General features: G+C 42.2%; 7 protein-coding genes, 1 tRNA gene and 1 pseudogene. 7 read left to right on the top strand and 2 right to left on the bottom strand.

Annotation, left to right across the window (positions count from 1 at the left end; translation table 11 throughout):
• The first annotated feature begins 559 nt into the window (after window positions 1–559).
• Together FHQ30_RS07735 and FHQ30_RS07725 are read left to right on the top strand one after the other, a co-directional pair.
• A complete protein-coding gene (locus tag FHQ30_RS07735) occupies window positions 560–793 on the top strand; it encodes a hypothetical protein (RefSeq protein WP_139610787.1) in 234 nt (77 codons plus the stop codon).
• 341 nt (window positions 794–1134) lie between these two features.
• Window positions 1135–1410 carry a hypothetical protein gene (locus FHQ30_RS07725; RefSeq protein WP_139610788.1) on the top strand — a complete coding sequence of 92 codons (276 nt, stop codon included), beginning with the start codon at window positions 1135–1137 and terminating at the stop codon, window positions 1408–1410.
• 153 nt (window positions 1411–1563) lie between these two features.
• On the opposite strand, the gene FHQ30_RS07720 is transcribed toward FHQ30_RS07725, so the two are convergent.
• Window positions 1564–1875 carry a hypothetical protein gene (locus FHQ30_RS07720; protein WP_139610789.1) on the bottom strand — a complete coding sequence of 104 codons (312 nt, stop codon included), beginning with the start codon at window positions 1873–1875 and terminating at the stop codon, window positions 1564–1566.
• Between the two features lie 288 nt (window positions 1876–2163).
• Between FHQ30_RS07720 and FHQ30_RS07715 the strand changes: the two genes are divergently transcribed.
• The 5 genes and pseudogenes from FHQ30_RS07715 (at window position 2164) to FHQ30_RS07700 (ending at window position 5609) form a co-directional block, all read left to right on the top strand.
• Window positions 2164–2655, top strand: coding sequence for a helicase (locus FHQ30_RS07715; protein WP_139610790.1), 492 nt, complete (start codon window positions 2164–2166; stop codon window positions 2653–2655).
• Between the two features lie 351 nt (window positions 2656–3006).
• Window positions 3007–3357, top strand: a pseudogene (locus FHQ30_RS13445) (KilA-N domain-containing protein); the annotation flags it as partial.
• A 141-nt stretch (window positions 3358–3498) separates the two neighbouring features.
• Window positions 3499–4230 carry a KilA-N domain-containing protein gene (locus tag FHQ30_RS13440; RefSeq protein WP_326480845.1) on the top strand — a complete coding sequence of 244 codons (732 nt, stop codon included), beginning with the start codon at window positions 3499–3501 and terminating at the stop codon, window positions 4228–4230.
• A 78-nt stretch (window positions 4231–4308) separates the two neighbouring features.
• Window positions 4309–4620 carry a helix-turn-helix domain-containing protein gene (locus tag FHQ30_RS07705; RefSeq protein WP_139610791.1) on the top strand — a complete coding sequence of 104 codons (312 nt, stop codon included), beginning with the start codon at window positions 4309–4311 and terminating at the stop codon, window positions 4618–4620.
• Entirely contained in the window at window positions 4518–5609 is a 1092-nt protein-coding gene (locus FHQ30_RS07700) for a tyrosine-type recombinase/integrase (RefSeq protein WP_139610792.1), read from the top strand. The genes FHQ30_RS07705 and FHQ30_RS07700 overlap by 103 nt, the downstream gene beginning before the upstream one ends.
• Before the next feature lie 36 nt (window positions 5610–5645).
• Here the strand turns inward: FHQ30_RS07700 and FHQ30_RS07695 are convergent.
• Window positions 5646–5735: transfer RNA gene (locus FHQ30_RS07695), tRNA-Ser, on the bottom strand.
• Between the last annotated feature and the right edge of the window lie 415 nt (window positions 5736–6150).

Genomic DNA, 6150 nt, shown 5'->3' with positions numbered 1-6150 from the left:
TAGGAAATGCGGTTCCACCGTTAATGTCAGAAGCTGTTGGTCGACATATTTTATCTACTTTTTGAAGTACTCCTAATTTAAGTCCTTTTATAATTTTATAAAAGGGCTTTTTCTTGCCCAAAATCCACCAACCCGCTAAAAAACCGCACTTCCCCTGTGATCTCGCTCACAAATTCATCAACCAGTTAGTAAAAAAACAAGCTTAAATTTCAAACAAAAACAATCAATTACAATATTTATTTTAATTTTTACTTGTAATTAATAAAAAAATAACTTGCATATATTAAAGTTATTCTTGTAATATAGCCCCAACAAAACGCAATATCGTCGCACCGCTCTTTAACATCTTAACAACCCTCCTAACCGCCAAGTGCGGTACGCAAGCTAGGCGTGAGGGGCTGAGGTAACAAGCATCACCTGCCTACAGCAGGACATTGTAAACCGCATTTGCTCAAGAGATCCCCTGAAGGTATGGATAAGTGCGAAATTATCAATTTAAGGATAGCTAAGGCAGAACTTGAATAAGTGCTGTTTGTGATGATTAAACAGGAGAGAGAAAATGGAAAACACATCATTTGAAATTGTAAAACAGATCATTTTGAACGATCAGCTTGAGAAACCTAAAAAACTCGTTCTACAGGTTGTTGAAGAGCGCCTATCTGATTGCGATAAAGAGCAAATCAAATGTGCGCTATTAAAAAATATCAGCCAGAATAATTACGGCTATCCGCCTGACGAACTCGCCAAGCTAGCCTGTAAAGCTATTTTGGCAATACAGGTCTATGGGAATTAATAACATCTGTAGATGTTACCTCATCATCAATAATTTGCTGTAACTCTGATGATAATGTTTGGATAAACATAGCGATATTTTTAGCCGAGTGCTCATTGAGTGTTCGCTCCCTGATCCAGTGCGTAAAATATCACGCGTTAAAATAATCGCGGATCGGTCTGCTGCAAGTTTTTTCATAATTTAATCCTTATATTGGTTGTGTGGAAACACCAATATACCACGAGGCGGTGAGTGGTTAAATAATCCGCATAAATTTGGAGAGAAACCACCTGCCGACGGCAGGACATTACAAAGCGCACTTGCGAGTGCGTTTGATAATGGAGAGAGAAAGGAGAAACATCATGACCGTTATCGGATATGACATCACAATCATTGAAACCGTACCGCCGGAAGATTTGAAAATCGCCGAAGGCAAAGCCGGACGATTGGCGAGAATGTACGCCAAAAACCGCCGCAACCGACCGCACTTGGCGCGCGCCGACAAAGCAGTGATAGACATCAGCTTCCGCCAACAACGGCGCGAAGACATCGCCCACCGCACGATGAAAACCCAATCGCACATCACCGCTGCCGGCAAACAAAAACGCCGCTGCAGCGTGAAAGAATTGATCCGCTAGTTATTCATCAAAGAAAACAGAGAGGCTATCCACAATGAGAAAAAAACTATCTGCCATTTTACACGAATTAAAAACAAATTTTGAAGCAAGAAGCTGGCTTTATCTGATAATTGCGATCTTGTTCGCATATTGGTTTATCTATTGACAATCCAATCAAAACAGCTTAACCAGCCCTGTAATAAATAGCCCAGCACCAATCAAATTAAAGCACCAGCCAATTACACTGTCTATGCGAGAGTAACCATAAATTTTGATATTGAGTTCAGGGTGAATTTTTACGCTATAAGGGTGATTTGTCATCTCGCCCAGTGAAATGAAAAATACACCACCAGCTAAAAACATAAAAGGAATGGACGGTAAATCAGGGAATAATTTCAGCCCTGCCACCGTAAAAAGTGCAACACTCAGCAACATCATCACGTTATACCACCGTTCTAAACTAAATTTAGACTGAATTTGTAGCATAGCTACTCCCGATTACTTGTTGTCTGATAGCACAAGTATACCACGTCGGCGAGCGTGGTTAAATAAATCGCCATGATTGACAACCGCCCCCCATTCAGATTAAGATAACCGCACTACAAACCGATAGCGGCTATCCGCACCCGAAAGCATTGCGGCTTTTTTATACCTAAATTTTGGTTAGACCGATTTATGATCGGGTCGAGAGAGCTTAATATAATACCGAAAGGGAATAAGCTCCGCTGTCTATCGGCAGTAGTTGAAGCCCGATCAACCTCGAATAAAAACAAAATGAAAACAAAAATCTCATTTCATCAAACACAAGATAACGACATCATTTACCACCATGCTGATTTTAAAATTGGTAGCGTGGTTTATATGATTATCTTTTCTGATGACAACGATAGCCTGTTTTACTGGTTGGATAATCCAGATATTTCGCCACTTATTCAAGGCAGAAAAACTTTCTCTATCAAGTTTGCTGTGAAAGACTACATTGAATGCGGAAATGACGATCTCTATGCCCCTGCGGATAATCACCAATTCGGCAAAGCAGAAATCCGACAGCTCAAACAACAGCTTGAAATACTTGTTTCAGCGCACTATCAACAATATCAACCGGATTGTTATATTTTCGTGGCAGAACGTTCTTCATTGGTGCGAATGTACAAGAAAATGTGTAGTCAGCCGAGTGAATTTATGGTAAATTTTCAACCAATCACAGATTTAGGCGATGAAAAAGATTGCTTCATTCTGAAAACCCCACACTATAAGGAGGCGTAATGACAGCGAAAACCTTAACCGCAGCGGAATTAAAACGCCAAAAATTAGAGGCATTCCGCCAAGCCTACCAAAAGGCAAAAAACAAATAATTTCCAAATCCCACTTTACAAGGTGGGATTTTTTATATTACTATCCGCCCTAGGTCTCAAAACCTTTTCTAATAGGCGGATAGTTCAACAGTCGCCAACAGCGACTTTTTTTATATCCGTAATCTCGCAACGTCGAGAGGGCGACTAATACAATACCTTCGGGGAATACGTCCAGCTCTAACCTATTAGGGAGCTTTTGAGCCTCTCGGCACCATTCTCAAAAATGGTGCAATCTCAAATAAAACTAATAGGAGTAGTCATCATGACAAACTTAGCAATTCTTAATACCGCTATCCGCACTTTTGAAAATCTTTATTCGCTGAACGATCTGCATAAAGCAAGTGGCAATGAAGAAAAACATCAGCCAAATCGTTTTATGCGTTTGGATACAACCCAAGAGTTAATTACTGAAATTCAAAAAGAAATTAGAACGCCAAATCTGGCGTTCAAAATTCAACGAGGCAGAAATATTCAAGGCACATACGCTTGTGAAGAGCTCGTACTAAGTTACGCGATGTGGATCAGCCCAAAATTTCATTTAGTAGTCCTGCGTGCATTCCTTGCTATGCACAAAGGACAACCGCAACAACTGGCACTGCCTGAACCGGAAAAGAAGATTGACAATGAAAATCAACCACAATATACTGAAGCCCTCTCAAAAAATACAAAGCGGCTTCCGCACCCGACAGACCTTGCGGTTTTTTTATGCCTAAAAGACAATGGCGGGTCGATAGCTGGGAAATACAATACCTTAATGGGAATACCTAGCAGCAGGTTTCTTTGTATGCCTGAGAGTGAGTCCCGCCACCCTCAATCAAATGTGGCTAATCTCTCAAAAAATACAAAGGAGTTAGCTATGGCTAATATCATCACCGCCCACTACAACGGCACTGAAGTTTTCTTCCAAAACGATGCTTTTCTTAATGCGACTGCTATTGCAAAGCATTTTAACAAATCACCTAGACGTTGGTTAGAATTACCAAGCACTATTGAATATATTGAATTACTTAGTAAAAAATTAAATGTCGGAAAATCTGACATTTTAAAAACAACCCGTGGAGTTAATGGTGGAACTTGGCTACACCGTCGATTAGCAGTTGCTTTCGCCCGCTGGCTAAATGTTGACTTTGCTATCTGGTGTGATGAACAAATTGAAAATATTCTAATCGGACAAAACAAACCGCAACAACTCGCCTTGCCAGAACCGGAACCACTGATCTGCCACCTCAACATTGATGAAGCCGTATCCCTCGCATGGTTATGGAAAGCGGCGGAGCAGTGCCGTGAGTTGCTGGAAATCCTTTACCCTGCGCTCGAAAAAATCAGCTCAAGTTATGCCGGTGCGTGCCGAGGGCAAGCCACAGAATACGTCCGCACCATTGAACACGGGCGCAAAGTGGTGGAAAAAATCACTGACGGCATCACCGACCGTGATCACATCGCCGCTTATGTGCTACACGGATTGCGCCGCCACCGCATAAATTAACCCATCCGACCGCACTTTGACACTTTCATTAGCAAAGTGCGGTCAAACACACGCAAAATTCAGCAAAAGGGACAGATTATGGAAGAAGCACTGACCATAAAACAAGCCGCTAAATTGTTAAACCTCAGTTACAACACCGTTTATGCACGCAAAAGAGATTGGGGATTTTTTCAAATGGCAGGCGTGCGGGGTTGGAGAGTGTACAAATCAGATCTTGATCGTCAGCGTCAAAAGGAAAATAATAGTAGCCGTCTATGTGTGCAGGTCGGCGAACAGGAGAAAAGAAAATGCCGATCAGAAAAAACAAAAACGGTATCTGGCAAATTGATTTCACGACACCGACAGGGGAGCGCATTCGATGCTCTAGTCAAACGACTGAAAAAAAGTTAGCACAGGAATACCATGACAAGCTCAAGCACGATGCTTGGAAAATAGAGAAACTTAACAAAAAGCCCGAACGCACGGTGGAAGAGGCGTTAATCCGATTTTTGGAAGATGCCGAACACCAAAAGAATTTGGATACTAAAATTCAGCATGCGGAATATTGGCGTGTGGCAATCGGGCATAAGTTACTCAGCTCTTTAACAAGTGACGACATCTACAATAATTTGCCGACGCACATTCGACGAACAGGACGGAAGCTCGCCCCGGCAACGCAAAACCGCTACCGCACTTCGATTATGCGTGCATTGAATTTGGCGAAACAAGCCGGTTGGGTGGATTCCATTCCCTACATTCAAAAAAATGACGAACCTAAAAAGCGCATTCGTTGGATCACACAGCAAGAAGCTAGCCGTTTGTTGGAAAGTCTTAACCTTGATTGGATGAAGGAGGTGTGTTCATTCGCACTGATGACCGGCGCAAGAATGACCGAAGTATTGACGATGACGTGGGATAAAATCGACTTTGCTCGCAGCCTTGCTTTAGTAACAGGGGATATTGCCAAATCCGGCCACCCGCGTGCGTTACCGCTAGGCCGTGAAGCAATTCATTTTCTACGCCAAAAAGAAACAAAGCGCATTTCCAATTATGTATTTCATCGGGGCAAAGGCAAACTAATCACCGATATAGACCGAGAAGATTTTAAGCGAGCGTTAGAGAGAGCGGACATAAAGGATTTTCGGTTCCATGATTTGCGCCATACTTGGGCGAGTTGGCACGTCCAAAACGGCACGCCTTTACTTGTGCTGAAAGAATTAGGCGGTTGGGAAACAATCGAAATGGTTCAGAAGTATGCGCACTTGAATGCAGGGCATTTATTGACCTACGCAAATCAAGTCAAAATCTCGTCAAACTCGTTGCCGGACTTCTCAAGAAGCATAGCGGGGAATGATGAACTGGAAGAAATTTCAGAAAATAAAAAAGCCGTAAGTTATTGATTTGACGATCATTACTTACGACTTTATTCAGAAAAGTGGCGGAGGAAGTGAGATTCGAACTCACGGAGGGCGTAAACCCTCGCCGGTTTTCAAGACCGGTGCCTTCAACCGCTCGACCATTCCTCCGCACGGTTGACTCTTAACGAGTGGCGCAGATAATACAAATTTCGCTGGGGCAAGTCAACAGTGAATTTCAAATATTTATTTTGGTTGAGGGAATTATAATCAAAGTGCGGTGTTTTTCGGCAAGTGTACAATTTTATTGTCGATAACCGTTGATATTTCAGGCATTAAAAAGCCCTGCATGGCAGGGCTCAGACTGCTGACAAACCCCACTAATTTTTATGGTTAGTGGGTTTTATTTTGGGCGTAGCGGGTCAAAACACTTTTTTAGATTAGATGAAGCTTATATGGCTTAGAATCTGCGTTTAATAAAGCTATTTTTCCTAAAATAAAGCGCAGCAATGCCCATACCCGTAGAGCAATTTTCTTGATATTTTGTGCCATCGCGGCTAAGAAGCATTGGATTTGCACTTTAGTG

This window comes from Testudinibacter sp. 'clade 2' (genome assembly GCF_006227735.1).
Taxonomy (GTDB): Bacteria; Pseudomonadota; Gammaproteobacteria; order Enterobacterales; family Pasteurellaceae; genus Chelonobacter.
This window is presented reverse-complemented; position numbering and strand designations above follow the sequence as displayed.

What these genes read in the sequence shown, in the direction of transcription:
- FHQ30_RS07735 (WP_139610787.1), top strand. Translation starts at nt 560, where the DNA reads ATGGAAAACACATCATTTGAAATTGTAAAACAGATCATTTTGAACGAT.
- FHQ30_RS07725 (WP_139610788.1), top strand. Translation starts at nt 1,135, where the DNA reads ATGACCGTTATCGGATATGACATCACAATCATTGAAACCGTACCGCCG.
- FHQ30_RS07720 (WP_139610789.1), bottom strand. Translation starts at nt 1,875, where the DNA reads ATGCTACAAATTCAGTCTAAATTTAGTTTAGAACGGTGGTATAACGTG.
- FHQ30_RS07715 (WP_139610790.1), top strand. Translation starts at nt 2,164, where the DNA reads ATGAAAACAAAAATCTCATTTCATCAAACACAAGATAACGACATCATT.
- FHQ30_RS13440 (WP_326480845.1), top strand. Translation starts at nt 3,499, where the DNA reads ATGGGAATACCTAGCAGCAGGTTTCTTTGTATGCCTGAGAGTGAGTCC.
- FHQ30_RS07705 (WP_139610791.1), top strand. Translation starts at nt 4,309, where the DNA reads ATGGAAGAAGCACTGACCATAAAACAAGCCGCTAAATTGTTAAACCTC.
- FHQ30_RS07700 (WP_139610792.1), top strand. Translation starts at nt 4,518, where the DNA reads ATGCCGATCAGAAAAAACAAAAACGGTATCTGGCAAATTGATTTCACG.